The organism is Micromonospora haikouensis (assembly GCF_000876225.1).
Classification (GTDB): Bacteria; Actinomycetota; Actinomycetes; order Mycobacteriales; family Micromonosporaceae; genus Micromonospora; species Micromonospora haikouensis.
On record NZ_JXSX01000002.1, the window covers coordinates 856,981 to 879,052 of the forward strand.

Below are 22,072 nucleotides of genomic sequence, written 5' to 3' on the forward strand. Positions count from 1 at the left end.
GGCGTCCTCGTCCTCGGTGGTCTCGGTCCCGGGTCACTGGGTGGGCATCGCGGCGCCGTCACGCGGCGTGGTGCCGGTGGCGGTGATGCCCGGCTCGCCGCAGTTGGCGGTGGGGCCCTCGATCGAGGCGTTCACCCGCAGCGTCTTGATGAACTCGTCGATCCGGCTGTCGTCGGCGTTGTCGACCTTGAGCTGGTAGCCCCAGGCCTGGAGGGAGATCGGCTTGTCCTGCCCCTCGAACGGGCTGAGCATCAGCTTCTCCTGGCCCTCGACCTTGCTCTTGAGCTTGGCCACCTGGTCGGCCGGCAGATCCGGGCGGTAGGTGATCCACACCGCGCCGTGCTCCAGGCTGTGCACCGCGTGCTCGTTGGCGATCGGGGCGTCGTAGACGTTGCCCATGCAGTTCTGCCAGGTCGCGTTGTGCGGGCCGGCCACCGGCGGGGACTGCGCGTACTTGATGGAGCCCTGCTGGTGGTTGCTGCCCTTGACCAGCTCCGGGTCCGACTTGCGGAAGTTGACGATGCCGCTGATGTCGGCGGCCCGGTCCTCCCACGGCTTGGAGCCCTGGAACGTCGCCCAGGCGCCGAAGCCGATGATGCCGACGGCGAGCACACCGACTGCCGTGAACAGCGCGATCGGGCCCCACGAGCGGCCCTGGCTCACCTTCACCGGTGCGATCGGCTTGCGGGGGCCCTTGCCCTTGCCGCCCGCCGAGGGGCGTGGGGCGTCGCCCGTCGACTTGCCGGCCCCGGCCTTGGCGCCGGCCGCCGGCCGGCCCGCCCCCGGCTTCTTGCCGGTGGTGACCACGGTCGGACGGCGCTCCGGGCCGCCCGGGGTGCTGATGCTCATCGTGCCTCGTCAGGTCGGTCGGTCAGAGTGGGTGGCGGACGGTGTTCACGCGCAGGGTGGCCGCCGAGTGACCGAGTCTACCCCCGATAACATGGTTCGGTGACTCCCGCAGAACTGGCCGAGGTCGTCCTCTCCGCAGCCCACGCAGTCTTCGCCGACCGGGGCCTGGACAGCTCCGCGCTCCCGGGGCGCACCGCCGTCGAGCGACCGCGCAACCCGGAGCACGGCGACTACGCCTCGACGCTCGCCCTCCAGCTGAGCAAGAAGGTGGGCGTGCCGCCGCGCGAGCTGGCCACGGCGCTGGCCGAGCAGCTCGGCCGGGCCCCCGGGGTCAAGTCGGTGGAGATCGCGGGGCCGGGCTTCCTCAACATCCGGCTCGACGCCGCCGCCGCCGGCCAGCTCGCCCGGTCGATCGTCGAGGCCGGCCCGGCGTACGGCACCGGCACGGCCCTCGCCGGCCAGAAGATCAACCTGGAGTTCGTCTCGGCCAACCCGACCGGCCCGGTGCACATCGGCGGGGTCCGCTGGGCCGCCGTCGGCGACGCGCTGAGCCGGCTGCTGCGCGCGACCGGCGCCGACGTGGGCACGGAATACTACTTCAACGACGCCGGCTCCCAGATCGACCGGTTCGCCCGGTCCCTGCTGGCCGCCGCGAAGGGCGAGCCCGCCCCGGAGGACGGCTACGGCGGCGCGTACATCGCGGAGATCGCCACCGAGGTCCGCAGCCGCCGGCCCGACGTGCTGGAGCTGGGCGACGCCGCCGCCCAGGAGGTGTTCCGGGTCGAGGGCGTCGAGCTGATGTTCGAGGAGATCAGGTCCTCGCTGCGCGACTTCGGGGTGGAGTTCGACACCTACTTCAACGAGAAGGACCTGCACGACCGGGGCGAGCTGGACCACGCCCTGGCCCGGCTGCGCGAGCAGGGCCACCTCTACGAGGCCGACGGGGCCACCTGGCTGCGCACCACCGACTTCGGCGACGACAAGGACCGGGTGCTGCGCAAGTCCAACGGCGAGTGGACGTACTTCGCCGCCGACTGCGCGTACTACCTCGACAAGCGCGAGCGCGGCTTCGACCGCGTGGTGATCATGCTGGGCGCCGACCACCACGGCTACATCGGCCGGATGAAGGCGATGTCCGCCTGCTTCGGCGACGACCCCGCCGTCAACCTGGAGATCCTGATCGGCCAGCTCGTCAACCTGGTCCGCGACGGGCAGCCGGTGCGGATGAGCAAGCGGGCCGGCACCGTGGTCACCCTGGAGGACCTGGTCGACGCGATCGGCGTGGACGCCTCCCGGTACGCGCTGGCCCGCTACTCCAGCGACTCCCCGATCGACATCGACGTGGAGCTGTGGACCCGGGCCACCCGCGACAACCCGGTCTACTACGTGCAGTACGTGGCGGCGCGCACCGCCAGCGTGGGCCGCAACGCGGCCGAGGTGGGGCTGACCCGGGGCGACGGCGAGGCGTTCCGCCCCGAGCTGCTCTCCCACGACAAGGAGAACGACCTGCTCAAGGCGCTCGCCGAGTTCCCGGCCGTGGTCGCCACCGCCGCCGAGCTGCGGGAGCCGCACCGGGTGGCCCGCTACCTGGAGGAGCTGGCCGGGGCGTACCACCGGTTCTACGACAACTGCCGGATCCTGCCGCGCGGCGAGGAGGAGGTCACCGACCTGCACCGGGCCCGGCTCTGGCTCAACGACGCCACCCGCACGGTGATCGCCAACGGGCTGCGCCTGCTCGGCGTGTCCGCCCCGGAGAGGATGTGATCGCGTGCGAGCGCGAGGAGTGAGCCTGCGAGCCCCGCAGTCGCGAAGCGGAGACCGCTGATGCGGGCTCACGAGGCCGGCGCGCTGCACGGCGACATCGGCAGCCGGGGGCCGGCGTGGCTGCGTACCCCGGTCGACGTCAACGCCTTGGTGCCGCCGCTCTGGCCGCGCACGGTGACCCGGGCCGCCGACGGCGCGCTCGCCGTCGGCGGGCTCGGCGTGCGCGAGATCGCGGCCGAGTTCGGCACCCCGGTGTACGTGCTCGACGAGGACGACCTGCGCTCGCGCTGCCGCGACTTCCGGGCGGCCTTCCCCGACGCCGACGTCTACTACGCGGGCAAGGCGTTCCTGTGCCGGGCCGTGGTGCGGATGATCGCCGAGGAGGGGCTCTTCCTCGACGTGTGCACCGGCGGCGAGCTGGCCACCGCGCTGTCGGCCGGGATGCCGGCGGAGCGGATCGGCTTCCACGGCAACAACAAGTCGGTGGCGGAGCTGACCCGGGCGCTGGACGCGGGGGTGGGGCGGATCGTCCTCGACTCGTTCACCGAGATCGACCGGCTCACCGCGCTGGCCCGCGAGCGCGGGGTCCGCCCCGGCGTGCTGATCCGGGTCACCGTCGGCGTGGAGGCGCACACCCACGAGTTCATCGCCACCGCGCACGAGGACCAGAAGTTCGGCTTCTCGCTGGCCGGCGGGGCGGCTGCCGCCGCCGCGTTCAAGGTCATCGACGAGGGCGTGCTGGACCTGCGCGGCCTGCACTCGCACATCGGCTCGCAGATCTTCGACGCCAGCGGGTTCGAGGTCTCCGCCCGCCGGGTGCTCGCCCTGCAGGCGCAGATCCGCGACGCCCGGGGCGTCGAGCTGCCCGAGCTGGACCTGGGTGGCGGCTTCGGCATCGCGTACACGACCCAGGACGACCCGGCGACCCCGCAGGAGCTGGCCAAGCGGCTGCGCAAGATCGTCGACGGGGAGTGCGCCGCCGAGCGGCTGGCCGTGCCGCGCCTGTCCATCGAACCCGGCCGGGCCATCGTCGGCCCGGCGGTGTTCACGCTCTACGAGGTCGGCACGGTCAAGAACGTCGACGGCATCCGCACCTACGTGAGCGTGGACGGGGGGATGAGCGACAACATCCGCACCGCCCTCTACGACGCGTCGTACTCGGCGACGCTGGCCTCCCGGGCCTCGACCGCCGAGCCGCTGCTCGCCCGCGTGGTGGGAAAGCACTGTGAGTCCGGGGACATCGTGGTGAAGGATGAATTCCTGCCCGCTGACGTGCAGGCCGGAGATCTTGTCGCGGTGCCCGGGACGGGTGCCTACTGCCGGAGCATGGCCAGCAACTACAACCACGTGCCCCGCCCCGCGGTGGTGGCGGTGCGCGCCGGCCGGGCGCGACTGATCGTCCGGCGGGAGACGGAAGAGGACCTGCTCGCATTGGATGTCGGATGACCTCACCTGTGCGCTTGGCGCTGCTCGGCTGCGGAACGGTCGGCAGCGAGGTGGTGCGGCTGCTGCACGAGCAGTCGGCCGACCTCGCGGCCCGCATCGGCGCCCCCCTGGAGATCGCCGGCATCGCCGTGCGCCGGCTCGGCCGGGACCGGGGCGACCTGCCGGTCGACGAGGCGCTGTTCACCACCGATCCGCTCGGCCTGATCAAGCGGGACGACGTCGACGTGGTGATCGAGGTCGTCGGCGGCATCGAGCCGGCCCGGGGCTGGCTCGTCGAGGCGCTGCGGGCGGGCAAGAGCGTGGTCACCGCCAACAAGGCGCTGCTCGCCGAGGACGGCCCAGCCCTGCACGACGCGGCGGCCGAGGGCGGTGCCGACCTCTACTACGAGGCGTCGGTCGCCGGGGCCATCCCGCTGCTGCGCCCGCTGCGCGACTCGCTGCACGGCGACCGGGTCAACCGGGTCACCGGCATCGTCAACGGCACCACCAACTTCATCCTCTCCGCGATGGACGCCACCGGCGCCGGCTTCGCCGAGGCCCTGGAGGAGGCCACCGAGCTGGGCTACGCGGAGGCCGACCCGACGGCCGACGTGGAGGGCTTCGACGCGGCGGCCAAGGCGGCGATCCTCGCCTCGCTGGCGTTCCACACCCGGGTCACCGCCGCCGACGTGCACCGCGAGGGGATCACCGAGGTCACCGCCGCCGACGTGGCCAGCGCCAAGGCGATGGGCTGCACGATCAAGCTGCTCTGCATCGCCGCCCGGGGCCGCGACGCCGCCGGCCGGGAGACGGTCAGCGTGCGGGTGCACCCGGCGATGATCCCCCTGACCCACCCGCTGGCCAGCGTCGGCGACGCGTTCAACGCGGTCTTCGTCGAGGCCGAGGCGGCCGGGCAGCTCATGTTCTACGGCCGGGGCGCGGGCGGCGCGCCGACCGCCAGCGCCGTGCTCGGCGACGTGGTGGCGGTGGCCCGCAACCGGCTCGCCGGGGTGCGCGCGCCCAGCGAGTCGGCGTACGCGGATCTCGCGGTGCGGCCGATGGGGGAGGCCCTGACGCGCTACCACATCAGCCTCGACGTGGCCGACCGTCCCGGCGTGCTCGCGGCGGTGGCCGGGGTGTTCGCCCGGCACGACGTGTCCATCGCCACGGTCCGGCAGGGCTCGGCGGACGGCCCGGCCGGCTCCGGCGACGCCGAGCTGGTCATCGTCACCCACGTCGCGCCGGACGCCGCGCTCGCCGCCACCGTGGAGGAGCTGCGCGGGCTGGACATCGTGCGGTCGGTGGCGAGCGTGCTGCGGGTCGAGGGCGGGGCCTGACGCGGCTGGTCCGCCGGCCCCCGTCGGCCCTCGCTTGGGCGGCGGGTACGCCACGGCGCGCGCGTTCGCGTCTCGCCTGGTGGTTACGCTCAGGTGCGGCGTGCGCCGGTCGGCGAGGCTGGTCCACGCTGGGTGTGCCCGGCCTGTCGGCGGGGCGGTAGAGGTGAGGAGAGCGACATGTGGCGGGGTCTGATCGAGACGTACCGGGACCGGCTGCCGGTCACCGACGCCACCCCGGTCGTCACCCTGCACGAGGGGAACACCCCGCTGCTGCCCGCGCCGGTGCTCTCCGCCCGGCTCGGCTGTGACGTCTACCTCAAGGTCGAGGGGGCCAACCCGACCGGCTCGTTCAAGGACCGGGGCATGACGCTCGCGGTCTCCAAGGCCGTCGAGCACGGCGACAAGGCGATCATCTGCGCCTCGACCGGCAACACGAGCGCCTCCGCCGCCGCGTACGCGGCCCGCGCCGGGATCACCTGCGCGGTGCTGGTGCCGCAGGGCAAGATCGCGCTGGGCAAGCTGGCCCAGGCGCTGGTGCACGGCGCGCGGCTGCTCCAGGTCACCGGCAATTTCGACGACTGCCTGGCGCTGGCCGCCAAGCTCGCCCAGGACTACCCGGTCGCGCTGGTCAACTCGGTCAACCCCGACCGCCTGCACGGGCAGAAGACGGCCGCGTTCGAGATCGTCGAGGCGCTCGGCGACGCGCCCGACATCCACTGCCTGCCGGTCGGCAACGCCGGCAACATCTCCGCCTACTGGATGGGCTACTCGGAGGACCTGCGCGACGGCAACGCCACGAAGGCCCCGAAGATGTACGGCTTCCAGGCCGCCGGCGCCGCCCCGATCGTCACCGGCCAGGTGGTGCACGAGCCGTCGACCATCGCCACCGCGATCCGGATCGGCAACCCGGCGAGCTGGACGAAGGCCGTCGACGCCCGGGACGCCTCCGGCGGCCTGATCGCCGCCGTCAGCGACCGGGAGATCCTGGCCGCCTACCGGCTGCTGGCCCGCGAGGTCGGCGCGTTCGTCGAGCTGGGCAGCGCGGCCAGCGTCGCCGGGCTGCTCCAGCAGGCCGCCGCCGGCAAGGTGCCGGCCGGCTCGACGGTCGTCTGCACGGTCACCGGGCATGGCCTGAAGGACCCGGAGTGGGCCATCTCCACGGCTCCCGCCCCGATCACCATCGGCAACGACGCCCTCGCCGCCGCCCGCTCCCTCGACCTGGCCTGAGCCCGCCCCGGGCGGCTGTCGTCCGGGCGACGACGCGACCGGTCGTCGGGCCGGCCGGGGACGGCGTGCCGCGCCGTCGGGTCGGCCGGCGCCGGGCGCGGCCCGCGCACGTGCGGCGACGGGCGCGACACGCCGCCGGGGCGGGGCGGCGCGACCCCGGCCCGGCCGGGATGATTGCGTCGGGCACACTCCTTGTTACCGAGCTGTCCCGCCCTTCTCTTCCCAGGAGTGAGCCACGCCGATGTCGCTGCTCGCCAGATTCAGCCTCGCCAACCGAGGGCTGGTCGCCCTCATCGCCGTGGTCACGACGCTGTTCGGTCTGTTCGCCGTGCCGTCGTTGAAGCAGCAACTCCTGCCGTCGCTGGAGTTCCCGGGCGCGTTCGTCGTGGCGGTCTACCCCGGCGCCGCGCCCGAGATCGTCGAGTCGCAGGTCACCGAGCCGATCGAGAACAGCATCCAGGGCATCCCCGGGCTGGAGAAGGTCACCTCCACCTCCCGCGAGGGCTCGGCCACCGTCCAGGTGGAGTTCACGTTCGGCACCGACCTGGACAACGTGGTCAACAAGATGGAGACCGCGCTGAACCGGATCGACAGCCAGCTCCCCGAGGGCGTCGACCCGCAGGTCCTCACCGGCACCACCGACGACCTCCCGGCCGTGGTGATCGCCGCGTCCGGCGGCGGCGACGAGCGGGCGCTGGCCGACCGGCTGCGCGACAACGTGGTGCCGGAGCTGGAGGGGATCGACGGGGTCCGCACCGTCGCCGTGACCGGCACCCGGGAGCAGGTCGTCACCGTCACCCCGGACCCGGCGAAGCTGGCCGCCGCGAAGCTCGCGCCGACCGCGATCGGCACGGCCCTGAAGACCAACGGCGTCGCCGTGCCGGCCGGCGCGGTCAGCGACGGGTCGCGGGCCCTCACCGTCCAGGTGGGTACGCCGATCCGCTCCGTCGACGACCTCAAGGGCATCGTGCTCACCTCGACCGCGCCGAAGGCGGCCCCGGTGAAGCTCGGCGACGTGGCGGCCGTGGAGCAGCAGCTCGCCCCGGCCACCTCGTTCACCCGCACCAACGGCCGGGACAGCCTCGGCATCGCCGTCACGGCCGCACCGGACGGCAACGCCGTCGAGATCTCCCACGAGATCCGCGACCGCCTCGCCGACCTGCGTTCGGCCTCCGGCGCGGACCTGACCGTCGTGTTCGACCAGGCCCCGTTCGTGGAGAAGTCCATCGAGAGCCTCACCACCGAGGGCCTGCTGGGCCTGGTCATGGCGGTCGTGGTGATCCTGGTCTTCCTGCTGTCGGTGCGCTCCACCGTGGTCACCGCCGTCTCGATCCCGCTGTCGGTGCTGGTGGCGCTCATCGCGCTCTGGATCGGCGACTACTCGCTCAACCTGCTCACCCTCGGCGCGTTGACCATCGCGGTCGGCCGGGTGGTCGACGACTCGATCGTCGTGCTGGAGAACATCAAACGCCACCTGGAATACGGCGAGCCGAAGCGGCAGGCGATCCTCACGGCGGTCCGCGAGGTGGCCGGCGCGGTGACCGCGTCGACGCTGACCACGGTGGCCGTGTTCGCCCCGATCGCGCTGGTCGGCGGCTTCGTCGGGCAGCTCTTCGCGCCGTTCGCGATCACCGTGACGGTGGCCCTGCTCGCCTCGCTGCTGGTCTCGCTCACGGTGATCCCGGTGCTGGCCTACTGGTTCCTCAAGCCCGGGCGGGTCGCCGACGAGGCCGCCCGCCGGGCCGCCGAGGAGAAGGAGCTGCGCAGCCCGCTCCAGCGGGGCTACCTGCCGGTGATCGGGTTCGCCACCCGCAGCCGGGGAACCCGCTGGATCACCGTCGGGCTGGGGCTGGTGGTGCTGCTCGGCACCTTCGTCCTGTCCGGCGCGCTCAAGACCAACTTCCTGGACGACTCCGGCCAGGACACCCTGACCATCACCCAGCAGCTCCCGGCGGGCAGCGGGCTGGCCGCCACCGACCAGGCGGCCCGCCAGGTCGAGTCGGTGCTCGACCGGGCCGAAGGCGTCGAGACGTACCAGGTGAGCGCCGGGGGCAGCGACCAGCCGTGGGCGGGCGGCGGCGGCAACAACGCCGCCACCTTCTCCGTGACGCTCGACGGCGAGACCGACGTGGCCGAGGTGAAGCGGGCGCTGCGCCGCGAGTTCGACTCCCTCGGCGCCTCCGTCGGCGAGCTGAGCTTCGGCGGCGCCGAGGCCGGCGGGTCGACCAACCAGCTCGAGGTCGTCGTGCAGGCGGCCGACACCGAGGTGCTGGCCCGGGCGGCCGAGCAGGCGCGGGCCGCCATGGCCGGCACGGCCGACGTCGAGGACGTCTCGACCAGCCTGGCCGAGCGGGTGCCGCGGGTGGACGTGACCGTGGACCGGCTGGCCGCGGCGCGGGCGGGGCTCACCGAGGCCGCCGTCGGGCAGCTCGTCGCCCAGGTCTACCGGGGCACCCCGCTGGGGCAGGTCACCTTCGACGGCGGCCAGCAGGACGTGGTGCTGCGCTCCGGCGGGCAGCCGCCGCTGACGGTGGAGGAGCTGCGGGCACTGCGGGTCGGCCCGGTCAAGCTGGACGACATCGCCGACATCACCCAGGCCGAGGGGCCGCAGCAGGTGACCCGCATCGACGGGGAGCGCAGCGTCACGGTCACCGGCACGGCGACCGGCGCCAACCTCGGCGCGACCACCGAGGAGCTCCAGCAGAAGCTGGACGACATCGACGTACCCGGCGCGACCATCAGCATCGGCGGCGTCAGCGCCGACCAGGCGGACGCGTTCGCCGACCTGGGGCTGGCCGTGCTCGCGGCCATCGCGATCGTGTTCCTGATCATGGTGGCGACGTTCCGCAGCCTGACCCAGGCGCTGATCCTGCTGATCTCCGTGCCGTTCGCGGCGACCGGCGCGATCGGCCTGCTGCTGGTCACCGGCACCCCGCTGGGCGTGCCGGCGCTGATCGGCGTGCTCATGCTGGTCGGCATCGTGGTGACCAACGCCATCGTGCTGCTGGATCTGATCAACCAGTACCGGGCGCAGGGCATGGGCGTCGGCGAGGCGGTGGTCGAGGGCGGCCGGCGTCGGTTGCGCCCGATCCTGATGACCGCCGTCGCGACGATCTTCGCACTGCTCCCGATGGCGTTCGGCCTGACCGGGGAGGGCGGCTTCATCTCCAAGCCGCTGGCGATCGTGGTGATCGGTGGCCTGCTCAGCTCCACCCTGCTCACCCTGATCCTGGTCCCGACCCTGTACACGATGGTGGAGAACACCAAGGAGTCGCTGCGGGCCCGTCGGCAGCGTCGCCGGGGCGTACCGCCGGTGGAGTCCACGGGCGACGGCCCGGCGCCGGCCGACGAGCCCGTGCCCGCCGCCGCGCCGGCCGCTCCCGCCCGGCCCGCGCCGTCGGCGGCCCTGGTGGACGGCACCGACCAGTTCGAGGTGCTGCGCCTGCCGAAGAGCCGGCAGTCGCCGTTGCCGCCGCCGGCCGAGTAGCCGACGCGACCGCCCACGCCCCCGCCGGGTTCCACTCCGGCGGGGGCGTTCGCGTGTCCGGCCGCGTCGCGCATCCGACCGGGTACGGTGAGTCAGAGGTCGCATACTGACGGTATCGGGTCGCGCCGGGTGACCTGCTGTTGCGCGGGAGCGGGCCATGGCGGACGGCGCTGGCCGGTGGGGGCGGCGGACGGTGCTGCGCCGTGCCGGGCTGCTCGCCGGGGGCGCGCTCGTCGGGGCCGGCGCCACGGTGCAGACCACCTGGATCGCCGACCGGCGGCTGCCCCTGGCCGGCGGCCCGGCCAGCGCCACCGTCGGCGGCGACCTGCAGGAGGTCGGCGACGGCGCGGTGTCGGTCGTCTGGGGGGCCCGCACCGGCCAGCGGCTGGTGGCGCTCACCTTCGACGACGGCCCCCGCCCACAGTGGACCCCGATGGTGCTCGACACCCTGGAGCGGTATGCCGTGCCGGCCACGTTCTTCCTGGTCGGGCAGCACGTCCGGCAGCACGCGGACCTGCTGCGCGGCCGGCTCGGCCGGCACGAGGTGGGCAACCACAGCTGGGCGCACCACGACCTGGCCCGGCACGACGCCGCCGAGGTCCACGACGACCTGAGCCGGGCGCACGACGCGATCGCCGAGGGCGTCGGGGTCGCCCCCCGGCTGCTGCGCCCCCCGTACGGGCACCTCGGCGGGGCGGTGCTGCACGCCGCCGCCCGGCTCGACTACCGGCTCGTGCTCTGGTCGTTCCAGATGGCCGAGGCACGCTTCCCCGACGACCCGGCCGGGCACGCCCGGCGGATCGTGGCCGGGGTGCGGCCGGGCACGATCCTGCTCGCCCACGACGTCGGGGACGCCCGCCGGCTGGTCGCCCTGCGCGGCCTGCCCGACATGATCACCGGGCTGCGCGGCCGGGGGTTCACCTTCGTCACCGTCTCCGAGCTGCTGCGGCAGGCGGGCGCGCCGCAGCCCGGCGGGTAGGCTTCCCCTACGTGTCTCCCACCCTCTCGGTCCTGGTCCGCAACCGCAGCTTCCGCAACCTCTTCCTCGCCGAGCTGGTGGTCTTCGGCGCGGACTGGTTCGTCATGGTGCCGCTGCTCGTCCTGCTGCCGAAGCTGACCGGCAGCGGGGTGTGGGGGGCCCTCGTGCTGGCCCTCGACACCGGCGTGGTGGCGCTGCTGCTGCCGTACACGGGGACGATCGCGGACCGGTTCGACCGCAAGAAGATCATGATGGCGGCCAACGTCGCCGCGCTGCTCGGCGTGCTGCTGCTGCTCGGCGTCCGGGGCGCGGGCACGGCCTGGCTGGCGATGGTGGCGATCGCCGTGGTGGCGGTGGCGAAGGCGTTCTACTCGCCGGCCGCCCAGGCCGCCCTGCCCAACGTCCTCGACCCCGAGGACCTGGCCGCCGGCAACGCGATCGCCGGCTCGGCCTGGGGCACCATGACCGTCGTCGGCGCGTCGCTGGGCGGCGTGCTCAGCGCCGCCGCCGGGCCGTACGCCTGCTTCTGGGTCGCCGCCGGCGGCCTGACGCTGGCGGCGGGCCTGGCCGGGCTGATCCGCCGCCCCCTGCAGGCCCCGCGCGACGCGGCCGTGCCCGCGCAGCGCACCTGGGCGGCGATCCGGGAGGCCCTCGGCTACATCGGGCACCGGCCCCGGGTGCTCGGCCTGGTCACGGTGAAGTCGGCGGTCGGCCTGGGCAACGGGGTGCTGACCGTCTTCCCGCTGCTCGCCGGCGTGTACGGGGTGGGCGCGATCGGCGCCGGCCTGCTCTTCGCGGTGCGCGGCGCGGGCGCGCTGGTCGGACCGATCCTGATGCGACGGGTGCTGACCAACCGCGCCTGGCTGCTGCCCGGCCTCGCGCTGTCGATGTCGCTGTACGGCCTGGCCTACCTCGGCACGTCGGTGGTGAACTGGTTCCCGCTGGTGCTGGCGCTGGTGTTCGTGGCGCACTTCGCGGGCGGCAGCAACTGGGTGATGTCGAACTACGCCCTGCAGGGCGAGGTGCCGGACCGGCTGCGCGGGCGCGTCTTCGCCACCGACATGATGCTGGCCACCCTCGCGATCTCGGTGAGCCAGCTGGTGGTGGCCGGGGTGGTGGACCTGGTCGACGAGCGGGTGGTGCTGGCCGGCTGCGGCCTGGTCACCCTGGTCTACGCGCTGGGCTGGCGGGTCGCCACCCGGCGGCTGTCGCTGACCGACCCGGTCGCCGAGCCCACCCCGGCGGGGGCGTGAGGGGCGCGCCCGGTCAGCGCCCCGGCGATCACCAGGGCCAGCCCGGCGGGGTGCAGCAGGGAGAAGAGCAGGCCGACCGCCGCGCTGTAGCGGGCCACCGTGCCGGCGGGCAGCGACGACCACGCCGAGGAGTAGAGCCGGGGTAGGGCGACCAGCCAGGCGATGTTGAGCAGCGCGGTGACCAGCAGGATCCCGACGCCGGCCAGCAGCAGGGCCCGGGAGGGGCCGCGGAGGCGGTGGCGGCTCACGGCGGCCAGGACCAGGCCGGTCACCAGCACCAGCACGGTGGGCAGCTGCGTGGCCGTCTGCACGGCCGCGTACCCCAGGAATTCCACGCCGTCCCCCTCCCTGCGGACCCGTCGGCCGTCAGGCTAGCGAAGGGGGTCACGTCCCACGGGCCGGGCGGGACGCCGCAGGGCCCGTCCGGCGGCCTAGCATGAGCGTCGTGCCGACGACATTCGTGGCCGGGCCGGTGAAGGTCCGGGTCCCCGCCACCAGCGCCAACCTCGGGCCGGGGTTCGACGCGCTGGGGCTGGCGCTCGGCCTGCACGACGACGTGGCCGCCGAGGTGGTGCCCGACGGCGTCCGGGTCACGGTGTCCGGGCAGGGCGCGGGCGAGCTGCCCGGCGACGAGACGCACCTGGTCGTCCAGGCCATGCAGGCCACCTTCGACGCGCTGGGCGGGCAGCCGCCGGGCCTCGCGGTGGAGTGCGTCAACCGGATCCCGCAGGCCCGTGGGCTGGGCTCCTCGTCGGCCGCCATCGTGGCCGGCGTGCAGCTGGCCCGGGCCCTGGTCGTCGACGGCGCAACCCGGTTGGACGACGCGGGCGCGCTGCGGCTGGCGGCCGAGATCGAGGGGCACCCCGACAACGTCGCGCCCTGCCTGCTCGGCGGCTTCACGATCGCCTGGACGGAGCCGACCGGCGCCCGGGCGGTCTCGCTGGCCGTGGCCGAGGAGGTGCGCCCGATCGTCTTCGTGCCCGCCGAGCGAGGGCTGACCGCCGTGGCCCGCGCCGCGTTGCCGGCCGCGGTCCCGCACGGCGACGCCGCGCTCAACGCCGGCCGGGCGGCGCTGCTGGTGCACGCCCTGACCGCCGAGCCCTCGCTGCTGCTGCCCGCCACGGTCGACCGGCTGCACCAGGACTACCGCGCCGCCGGCATGCCGGACTCGTCGGCCCTGGTGGAAGCGCTGCGTGCGGCCGGTGTGGCCGCCGTGATCAGTGGGGCCGGGCCCACCGTGCTGGCGCTGACCGAGCCCTCGGAACATTTCGCGCCCGGGGCCGGTTGGCAGGTCTGGTCGTTGGGTATAGACAGCCGCGGAGCGCGTGTCGCACGGGGTACACTTGAACACGCCGAGCGGGACCCTGTTGCCGCAGGTCGGAAGAGTTGATTACGCTCTAGACTTAGCACAGCCGCGAAGCATGCGATCCTCCTGCGGGTCGGCGCACCCCCGAAGCTGTCGGCGGTCAGCCCGTCACCCCTGCCTAAGGCCCACGCCGCACCGCAGTTTCCGCAGGTCGCCGCAGACGGCGAGACCTGCTCACCGAGGTTGGTGAGTCGGGGAAACCGACCGGCTGCTGTGTCACAGTCTCCCGCGACGCGTCATGCGAGGCGGGTGCACCGAGGCCGCCCGGCCACCTGCTTGTCGACTCCGGGCAGTCCCGGCCTATCGAGGGAAGGAATCCATTGAGCGACACCACCGACGTGACGTCGGATGTTTCCAACGTCGCTGGCGATGCCACCGCCGCTGCCCCCACCCGTCGTCGGCGTAGCGGCACCGGGCTGTCGGCGATGCTGCTGCCGGAGCTCCAGAGCCTGGCCGCGTCGCTCGGCATCTCCGGCACGGCTCGCATGCGCAAGGGCGAGCTGATCAGCGCGATCTCCGAGCGGCAGGGCGGCGCCGCCGCCGGGACCCCTCGTCCACGGGCCGAGGCCACGGCCGCCGCCGCTCCCGCCCGCGAGGAGGTGCGCGCCGAGGTCACCCAGGCCCCGTCGGGCACCGACCAGAACCGGGCCCCGGCCGAGCCAGCCGCCGCCCCGGCCGAGGGCCGGACCCGGACCCGGCGCAGCAGGGCCGTCGCGGCGGCCGAGTCCCGGCCCGCCGAGGCCGAGACCCGGCCGGCGGAGACCCGGGCCGAGGAGCCGCCGGCCGCCGCCACTCCCGCCACCGGTGCCGCCGAGCCCGCCGAGCGGGTCGAGGGGCGCCGGGAGCGGGGCGGCCGGGAGCAGGCCGACCGTGCCGAGCGCGGTGACCGTGCCGAGCGGGCCGAGCGCGGCGAGCGGGCCGAGCGGGCCGACCGCGGCGAGCGGGCCGAGCGCACCGACCGTTCCGAGCGGGTCGACCGCGGCGGTGACCGCAACGAGCGGGGCGAGCGGGCCGACCGTGCCGAGCGGGGCGAGCGCGACCGCAACGACCGTGGCGAGCGGGCCGAGCGCGAGCGGGGCGACCGCAACGAGCGGGCCGACCGTGGCGACCGCAACGACCGCAACGACCGGGGTCAGCGCGCCGAGCGGGACAACGGCGGCGACGATGACGACGAGGGCGGCGGCCGGCGGGGCCGGCGCAGCCGCTTCCGCGACCGCCGCCGGGGCCGGGGCGAGCGCGGTGAGGGCGACGGCGCCACCGGTGGTGGCGGCGGCGGCCGCGAACCGCAGGTGAGCGAGGACGACGTGCTCGTCCCGGTCGCCGGCATCATCGACGTGCTCGACAACTATGCCTTTGTCCGGACCACCGGCTACCTGGCCGGCCCGAACGACGTCTACGTGTCGATGTCCCAGATCAAGAAGTACGGCCTGCGCCGGGGTGACGCGATCACCGGCGCGGTGCGGGCAGCCCGGGACGGCGAGCAGCGGCGGGACAAGTACAACCCGCTGGTGCGGCTCGACACGATCAACGGGATGGAGCCGGAGGAGGCCCGGCGGCGGCCGGAGTTCTACAAGCTCACCCCGCTCTACCCGCAGGAGCGGCTGCGGCTGGAGACCGAGCCGCACATCCTGACGACGCGGGTGATCGACCTGGTCATGCCGATCGGCAAGGGCCAGCGGGCGCTGATCGTCTCGCCCCCGAAGGCGGGCAAGACGATGGTGCTCCAGGCGATCGCGAACGCCATCACGCACAACAACCCGGAGTGCCACCTGATGGTGGTGCTGGTGGACGAGCGGCCCGAAGAGGTCACCGACATGCAGCGGTCGGTGAAGGGCGAGGTCATCGCGGCCACGTTCGACCGCCCGCCGCAGGACCACACGACGGTGGCGGAGCTGGCGATCGAGCGGGCGAAGCGGCTGGTCGAGCTGGGGCACGACGTGGTCGTGCTGCTCGACTCGGTGACCCGGCTCGGTCGGTCGTACAACCTGGCGGCGCCGGCCTCCGGCCGGATCATGTCGGGTGGTATCGACTCCACCGCGCTCTACCCGCCGAAGCGTTTCCTGGGTGCGGCCCGCAACATCGAGAACGGCGGCTCGCTGACCATCCTCGCCACCGCGCTGGTGGAGACCGGTTCCATGGCGGACACGGTCATCTTCGAGGAGTTCAAGGGCACCGGCAACGCGGAGCTGAAGCTCGACCGGAAGATCGCCGACAAGCGCACCTTCCCGGCCGTGGACGTCAGCGCGTCCGGCACGCGCAAGGAGGAGATCCTGCTCGCGCCGGAGGAGCTGGCCATCATCCACAAGCTCCGCAAGGTGCTGCACTCGCTGGACTCGCAGGCGGCGCTCGACCTCCTGCTGGACCGGCTCAAGCAGTCCCGCACCAACATCGAGTTCCTGATGCAGATCGCGAAGTCCACACCGGGCGAGTGATCCGGTAGGCAGTACGCGCGGAAGGGCACGGCCGTGAGCGGCCGTGCCCTTCCGCGCGGTGTGCGCCCCGCGCGCCCCGTGCCCCCTCCGCGCCCCCGCTGAGGGGCCCTTCTCTACCGGATGCGTTGACAAGGTGCCCTTCCTCGCGCCCGGGGAATGCGGGAGGGGACCGGCACGTTGACGAAGCCGGACCTGCTGTGCGGCCCGCCCGAAGGGCCGGCTCACGCCCATGGCACACTGGTCAATCGGCCACCGGTTCCGGTTCACGCCCGATCCCGACACGCGACGCGTCGGGGCCGCACGGGCGACCCGGCGACCACCAAGCGAGAGGACCGAGGCGACATGAAGCCCAACATCCACCCGGAGTACACGACCACCGAGGTCACCTGCTCCTGCGGCAGCACCTTCACGACCCGCAGCACCGCCAAGGGCGGTTCCATCCACGTCGAGACCTGCAGCGCCTGCCACCCGTTCTACACCGGTAAGCAGCGCGTTCTCGACACGGCCGGCCGGGTCGCCAAGTTCCAGCAGAAGTACGCCAAGGTTCAGGCCAAGAAGGCCAAGTAGCTCCACGTTCGGCGCCCGCGTCCGGCTTCCCGCCGGGCGCGGGCGCTGTCCGTATTGCCCCCTTCCGTCCGGAAGTTGCCGGCCGGTAGTCGTCGTCGAAGGAGCACCCGAGCATGAGCAGCGAGCGGCTGGCGGCCCTCCTCGACGAGTACGCCGAGCTGGAGAAGCGCCTCGCGGACCCGGCGATCCACGCGGACCAGAGCGTCGCCCGCCGGGTCGGCCGCCGCTACGCCGAGCTGTCGCCCCTGCACAAGGCGGCCGGCGAGCTGGAGCAGGCCCGTGCCGACCTGGCCGCGGCCCGGGAGTTGGCCGCCGAGGACCCGTCCTTCGCCGGCGAGGCAGAGTCGATCGCCGCCGGGCTGCCCGCCCTGGAGGAGCGCCTCGCCGAGCTGCTGATCCCGCGCGACCCGCACGACGCCAAGGACGTGATCGTCGAGATCAAGGCCGGCGAGGGCGGCGAGGAGTCCGCCCTGTTCGCCGGGGACCTGCTGCGGATGTACACCCGGTACGCCGAGCGCCGCGGCTGGCTCACCGAGGTCATCGACGCGCAGGACTCCGACCTGGGCGGGGTCAAGGACGTCTCGCTGGCGATCAAGACCAAGGGCGTCCCGGAGGGCGGCAACGGGGTGTGGTCGCGGCTCAAGTGGGAGGGCGGGGTGCACCGGGTGCAGCGCGTACCCGTCACCGAGTCGCAGGGGCGCATCCACACCAGCGCCGCCGGCGTGCTGGTGCTGCCCGAGGCCGAGGACGTCGACGTCACCATCGACCCCAACGACCTGCGGATCGACGTGTTTCGCTCGTCGGGCCCGGGCGGCCAGTCGGTGAACACCACCGACTCGGCGGTGCGGATCACCCACGTGCCGACCGGGATCGTCGTCTCCTGCCAGAACGAGAAGTCGCAGCTGCAGAACCGGGAGCAGGCGATGCGCATCCTGCGGGCGCGGCTGCTGGCCGCCGCCCAGGAGCAGGCCGACGCCGCCGCCTCGGACGCCCGCAAGGCCCAGGTACGCACCGTGGACCGCTCGGAGCGCATCCGCACGTACAACTTCCCGCAGAACCGGATCACCGACCACCGGATCGGCTACACGGCGTACAACCTCGACCTGGCCCTCGCCGGCGAGCTGGACGGCGTGCTCGACGCCCTGGCCGACGCGGACCGCGCGGCGCGGCTGGCCGGCGACCCGGAGCTGACCCGCCGCTGAGACGTGCCGGCGGGGCTGCCGCCGCTGCGCCGCCCCCGGGCCGTGCCGCCGGCGCGGGGCGGCCCGGACAGGGGCTCAGCCGGCGCGGAGGCGGTTCTTCGCGGCGAGCATCTCCCGGTCGGCGGTCTCGAACGCCGCGCCGATCGCGCCGCGCAGCCCGGGGCCGTTGGCCTCGACCTCGGCGAAGCCGATGGTCACCCCGACCGGGGTGCCGGGCACCAGCGCCTCCCAGTCCTCCGTGCGCACCGCCGCCTCGATCCGGCGGGCCACGTCGGCCGCCTCGGCCATGCCCGCGCCGGACAGCACCACCACGAACTCGTCGCCGCCGTAGCGGGCCACGAAGTCGCCCCGGCGCATGACCCGGTTGATCACCCCGGCGATGCGCTGGAGGACCAGGTCGCCCGAGTGGTGGCCGTGGCGGGTGTTGACCGCCTTGAAGCCGTCGAGGTCGCACACCCCGATCACCACCCGCTCCCCGCCGGCCACGACGGCCGCGATGTAGCGCTCCAGCCGGCGGCGGTTGGGCAGGCCGGTCAGCGGGTCGGTGAGCGCCTCGCCCTCGAACCGGGCCGCCTCCCGCCGCATCTCCTCGTGGTCGATCCGGGCGGCGATGCCGTCGATGTAGACGTCCCGCAATCGGTCGTTGCGCTGGGCGGCGAGGCGGAACGCGTGCCGGTCGGCCCGGTGGGCCGCCGCGTGGTCGCCCGCCCGGGCGTACGCGATGCTGCGCAGCCGGGCCGGCTCCGCCGCGCCGAGGGTCTCGTTGGAGACCCGGGCGGTGTCGAGCCGGGTGATCGCCTCGATCGGGTTGCCCGCCGCGATCGCCAGGCAGACCTGGCCGAGTTGGCGCATGTCCCGGGCGCGGGCGCTGTCCGCGCCGTGGCCGAGCAGCCGGTTCGGGTCGGCGTCGGGGGCGGCCTCCACCCGGTCGCCGAGGGCGGCCCGGCGGGCGGCGGCGTAGCCGTACGCGGCCAGGCTGCTCGGGCGCAGCTCCTCGGCGCGCCCCCCGCGCAGGAACCGCCCCAGGTCGGCGGCGACGTCCCGCAGCACCCGCAGGCAGCCGTCGCTGTCGCCGTTGTGGTCGAGGGCGACCGCGTTGCGCAGCCGGATGCCGGGTGCGGCGAACGTCTCCTCGGGGATGCCGGCGGCCAGCCCGAGCTGGCGGGCGCGCTCGATCGCGCCGAGCGCGTACCCGTGGAAGCTGAGGTAGGAGTAGGCCATCGCCAGGTCGTGCCAGCCCCAGGCGGTGTCCCGGTCCGGGTCCTCGACCGCGCCCAGCGCCCGGGCCGCCTTCACCAGGTGGGTGACGCACCGGTCGAGCGCCCCCTGGTGGTGGGCGGCGAGCGCGGCCAGCGCGTTGAGGTGCCCGTGCAGGTAGGGCTCGGCGAGGTCCCGTACGGCGGCGGACGCCTCCTCGATGGCCCGCGTGTATTCGGCGGTGCGCCCGAGATTGATCAACGCGGAGAGGCGCTGCACGAGGGCGTCGGCCCGGGCGTACGGGTCGTCGGTGCTGCGGATCACGCCGTCGAGCAGGAGACACGATTCGGCGGAGCGACTCACCTCCTGCAGGGCGCGCGCCCGTGTCAGGACGTCAACCTGGTCGTTGACCCGGTTGAGCCACCCCACGCGCGACCTCCCTGTCGGTGTGTGCACACGGAGGCACCAACTCGTGGCGCGGGCCCGCGACGCTTCATGATTATGTCGTGACCTCCCTTCCGCAACACCCGTCCGAAGGGTCAGAACGCCTCAGGCCCACGGTGGCGGTGGCCCGCGCCGCCCGCGTCCTCGCCGCGGCGGGGATCGATGCCCCGCGCGTCGAGGCCGAGCTGCTCGCCGCGCACGTGCTGGGCGTACCCCGGGGGCGGCTGGCGCTGGCCGACGGCCTCACCACCGACCAGCTCGACCGCTACGACGCCCTGGTCGCCCGGCGGGCCGCCCGGGAGCCGTTGCAGCACCTCACCGGCTCGGCCGCCTTCCGGCACCTGGAGCTGGCGGTCGGCCCGGGTGTCTTCGTGCCCCGCCCGGAGACGGAGCTGCTCGCCGGCTGGGGCGTCGACCAGGCCCGGCTGCGGACCGTCGGCGGGCAGCCGGTCACGGGCGGAACCCCGGCTCCGGGCGGGGCGCCGGCCACGGGCGGGCTTCCGGCCGCCGGTCCCGTGCCGGCGGGCGTGCCCACGGCCGTCGGCGGGCCGCTGGTCGTCGACCTGTGCAGCGGCTCGGGGGCGATCGCCCTCGCGGTGGCCCAGGAGGCGCCCGCCGCCCGGGTGGTGGCCGTGGAGCGGTCCCCGGCGGCGCTGGCGTGGCTGCGGCGCAACGCCGCCGACCGGGCCGCCGCCGGGGACCGGCCGGTGGAGGTGGTCGCCGCCGACGTCACCGACCCTGGCCTGCTGGGCGACCTGGAAGGGCGGGTGGACGTGCTGCTGTGCAACCCGCCGTACGTGCCCAGGGCCGTCGAGGTGCCCCCGGAGGTGGCGGCGCACGACCCGGACGAGGCGGTCTTCGGCGGGGCGGACGGGCTGGACGTGATCCGCCCGGTGCTCGCCCGGGCTGCGCGGCTGCTCCGCCCCGGCGGGGTGCTCGGCGTCGAACACGACGACACGCACGGCGCGGCGGTGCCCGAGCTGCTGGCCGCCGACGGCCGGTACGAGGCGGTCGAGGAGCACCGGGACCTGGCCGGGCGGCCCCGGTTCGCCACCGCCCGCCGCCGCTGACCGCCCGCCCGCCGGTGACCGTCCGCCGTCGGTGACCGGCCGCCCGCCGCGCCCCGCCGGAGGCGGCCGCATCCGGACCTGTGGGACCCGCTCACGCCGAGGACGCCGACCGGGCCGGGGCGTGGCAGACTGACTTCTCGTGATGCTCTACGACTGTCGGTCGCTCGCCGACCGGGACCGCGGCATCGCCGCTGCCATCGAGGCCGTCAAGAACGGCGAGCTGGTCGTCCTGCCGACGGACACGGTCTACGGGATCGGCGCGGACGCGTTCACCCCGTACGCGGTGAAGGCGCTCTCGGACGCCAAGGGTGGCACCCGGCAGGCGCCCCCGGTGCTGATCGGGTCCCGGCACACCCTCGACGGCCTGGTCTTCACGCTGCCCCGGTCGGCCCGCGACCTGGTCGAGGCGTTCTGGCCGGGCGCGCTCACGATCATCGTGGAGCACTCGCCGAGCCTGTCGTGGGACCTCGGCGACGAGACCGGCAGCGGCGTGGTCGCGGTGCGGATGCCGCTGCACCCGGTCGCCCTGGAGGTGCTGCGCGAGACCGGCCCGATGGCGGTGGCGTCGGCCAACAAGGTGGGCCAGCCGGCTGCGGTGACCGCCGAGGCGGCCCGGGAGCAGCTCGGCTACACGGTGCGGGCCTACCTGGAGGCGGGGGAGTGCCCCGACCCGGTGCCGAGCACCATCGTCGACCTCACCGGCGAGGCACCGACGCTGGTGCGCGCCGGGGCGATCCCGGTGGAGCAGCTGCGCGACGTCGTGCCGGACCTCGTCGAGAGCCGGGTGGGCTGAGTGCCGCCGTTCACCGTCCTGCATGTCTGCATGGGAAACATCTGCCGCTCGCCGATGGCGGAGCGGCTGCTGGCGCTGGCCGTCCGCGAGCGGCTGACGCGGCGCGGCGGCGACCCGGCCGACGCCGACGCGCTGCTGCACAGCCACAGCGCCGGCACCGGCGGCTGGCACGCGGGGGAGGAGATGAACCCGCCCGCCGCCCGCCAGGTGACCGCCCGGGGCGGCGACGTGGCCGGCTTCGCTGCCCGCAAGCTGCGTTCCGACCTCATCGACGCGGCCGACCTGGTGCTCACCGCCACCGCCGACCAGCAGGAGTACGTGGTGGCGCTGCGCCCCGACGCCGCGTCCCGCACGTTCGTGCTCGGCGAGTTCGGCCGGCTGCTGGCGGCCGTGGACGCCGCCGGGCTGCCCCCGGCCGACGCCACCGGCGACGCCGTGTACGCCCGGGGCGTGGCTTTGGTCGCCGCCGTGCACGCCGCCCGGGAGGGCGCGACCCCGCTGCACACCGACGACCTCGACGACCCGTGGGGGCGCGGCGACCAGTGCTTCAGCCGGGTCGCCGACGAGATCGAGGAGACCGTCCACCCGCTGGCCGCCACGCTGCTGCCCTGAGGCGGCTGCGGGGCCTGCGGCCCTGAGGCGGCGCGGCCGTCGTCGGCCGGCGACGGCGCGTCGCGTCG

At 74.4% G+C, this 22,072-nt stretch carries 17 protein-coding genes; 14 read left to right on the plus strand and 3 right to left on the minus strand.

Annotation, left to right across the window (positions count from 1 at the left end):
- Window positions 1-33: 33 nt before the first annotated feature.
- Complete coding sequence (locus TK50_RS20510; protein WP_043966010.1) at window positions 34-849, minus strand: DUF3105 domain-containing protein; 816 nt, start codon at window positions 847-849, stop codon at window positions 34-36.
- A 99-nt stretch (window positions 850-948) separates the two neighbouring features.
- Here TK50_RS20510 and argS point away from each other — a divergent pair, with 99 nt between their 5' ends.
- The 7 genes from argS to TK50_RS20545 all read left to right on the plus strand — a co-directional run bounded on the left by argS (window position 949) and on the right by TK50_RS20545 (window position 12,321).
- Window positions 949-2,613 carry an arginine--tRNA ligase gene (argS, locus tag TK50_RS20515; protein WP_043966011.1) on the plus strand — a complete coding sequence of 555 codons (1,665 nt, stop codon included), beginning with the start codon at window positions 949-951 and terminating at the stop codon, window positions 2,611-2,613.
- Between the two features lie 60 nt (window positions 2,614-2,673).
- Window positions 2,674-4,059: a diaminopimelate decarboxylase gene (gene lysA, locus TK50_RS20520; RefSeq protein WP_043966013.1), complete on the plus strand. Its 1,386-nt coding sequence runs from the start codon at window positions 2,674-2,676 to the stop codon at window positions 4,057-4,059.
- 8 nt (window positions 4,060-4,067) lie between these two features.
- Window positions 4,068-5,375 carry a homoserine dehydrogenase gene (locus tag TK50_RS20525; RefSeq protein ID WP_043966014.1) on the plus strand — a complete coding sequence of 436 codons (1,308 nt, stop codon included), beginning with the start codon at window positions 4,068-4,070 and terminating at the stop codon, window positions 5,373-5,375.
- 177 nt (window positions 5,376-5,552) lie between these two features.
- Window positions 5,553-6,602 carry a threonine synthase gene (thrC, locus tag TK50_RS20530; protein WP_043966016.1) on the plus strand — a complete coding sequence of 350 codons (1,050 nt, stop codon included), beginning with the start codon at window positions 5,553-5,555 and terminating at the stop codon, window positions 6,600-6,602.
- Between the two features lie 241 nt (window positions 6,603-6,843).
- Entirely contained in the window at window positions 6,844-10,089 is a 3,246-nt protein-coding gene (locus tag TK50_RS20535) for an efflux RND transporter permease subunit (protein WP_043966018.1), read from the plus strand.
- A gap of 157 nt (window positions 10,090-10,246) precedes the next feature.
- On the plus strand, window positions 10,247-11,068 hold the full coding sequence (locus tag TK50_RS20540; protein WP_043966020.1) for a polysaccharide deacetylase family protein: 822 nt from the start codon (window positions 10,247-10,249) through the stop codon (window positions 11,066-11,068).
- Between the two features lie 11 nt (window positions 11,069-11,079).
- Window positions 11,080-12,321, plus strand: coding sequence for an MFS transporter (locus TK50_RS20545; RefSeq protein WP_043966021.1), 1,242 nt, complete (start codon window positions 11,080-11,082; stop codon window positions 12,319-12,321).
- On the opposite strand, the gene TK50_RS20550 is transcribed toward TK50_RS20545, so the two are convergent.
- A complete protein-coding gene (locus TK50_RS20550; RefSeq protein WP_043966023.1) occupies window positions 12,240-12,656 on the minus strand; it encodes a hypothetical protein in 417 nt (138 codons plus the stop codon). The two genes, TK50_RS20545 and TK50_RS20550, sit on opposite strands and share 82 nt — an antisense overlap.
- A 101-nt stretch (window positions 12,657-12,757) precedes the next feature.
- Here TK50_RS20550 and thrB point away from each other — a divergent pair, with 101 nt between their 5' ends.
- The 4 genes from thrB (at window position 12,758) to prfA (ending at window position 17,888) form a co-directional block, all read left to right on the plus strand.
- Window positions 12,758-13,711: a homoserine kinase gene (gene thrB / locus TK50_RS20555; protein WP_374199628.1), complete on the plus strand. Its 954-nt coding sequence runs from the start codon at window positions 12,758-12,760 to the stop codon at window positions 13,709-13,711.
- 296 nt (window positions 13,712-14,007) lie between these two features.
- Complete coding sequence (gene rho / locus TK50_RS20560; RefSeq protein ID WP_043966025.1) at window positions 14,008-16,119, plus strand: transcription termination factor Rho; 2,112 nt, start codon at window positions 14,008-14,010, stop codon at window positions 16,117-16,119.
- A gap of 342 nt (window positions 16,120-16,461) precedes the next feature.
- A complete protein-coding gene (gene rpmE, locus TK50_RS20565) occupies window positions 16,462-16,686 on the plus strand; it encodes a 50S ribosomal protein L31 (RefSeq protein WP_043966028.1) in 225 nt (74 codons plus the stop codon).
- 113 nt (window positions 16,687-16,799) lie between these two features.
- Window positions 16,800-17,888 carry a peptide chain release factor 1 gene (prfA, locus tag TK50_RS20570; RefSeq protein WP_043966030.1) on the plus strand — a complete coding sequence of 363 codons (1,089 nt, stop codon included), beginning with the start codon at window positions 16,800-16,802 and terminating at the stop codon, window positions 17,886-17,888.
- A gap of 75 nt (window positions 17,889-17,963) precedes the next feature.
- On the opposite strand, the gene TK50_RS20575 is transcribed toward prfA, so the two are convergent.
- A complete protein-coding gene (locus TK50_RS20575) occupies window positions 17,964-19,514 on the minus strand; it encodes a GGDEF domain-containing protein (RefSeq protein ID WP_043966032.1) in 1,551 nt (516 codons plus the stop codon).
- Window positions 19,515-19,591: 77 nt separating this feature from the next.
- Here TK50_RS20575 and TK50_RS20580 point away from each other — a divergent pair, with 77 nt between their 5' ends.
- From TK50_RS20580 to TK50_RS20590, 3 genes are all read left to right on the plus strand, one after another.
- Window positions 19,592-20,599 (plus strand): N5-glutamine methyltransferase family protein, encoded by a 1,008-nt coding sequence (locus tag TK50_RS20580; protein ID WP_043966034.1) that lies wholly within the window; start codon window positions 19,592-19,594, stop codon window positions 20,597-20,599.
- Window positions 20,600-20,741: 142 nt separating this feature from the next.
- The gene (locus TK50_RS20585) at window positions 20,742-21,392 is read left to right on the plus strand and encodes an L-threonylcarbamoyladenylate synthase (protein ID WP_043966036.1); all 651 of its coding nucleotides are present in this window, start codon (window positions 20,742-20,744) and stop codon (window positions 21,390-21,392) included.
- Window positions 21,393-22,004: an arsenate reductase/protein-tyrosine-phosphatase family protein gene (locus TK50_RS20590; protein WP_043966038.1), complete on the plus strand. Its 612-nt coding sequence runs from the start codon at window positions 21,393-21,395 to the stop codon at window positions 22,002-22,004.
- Window positions 22,005-22,072: the final 68 nt, after the last annotated feature.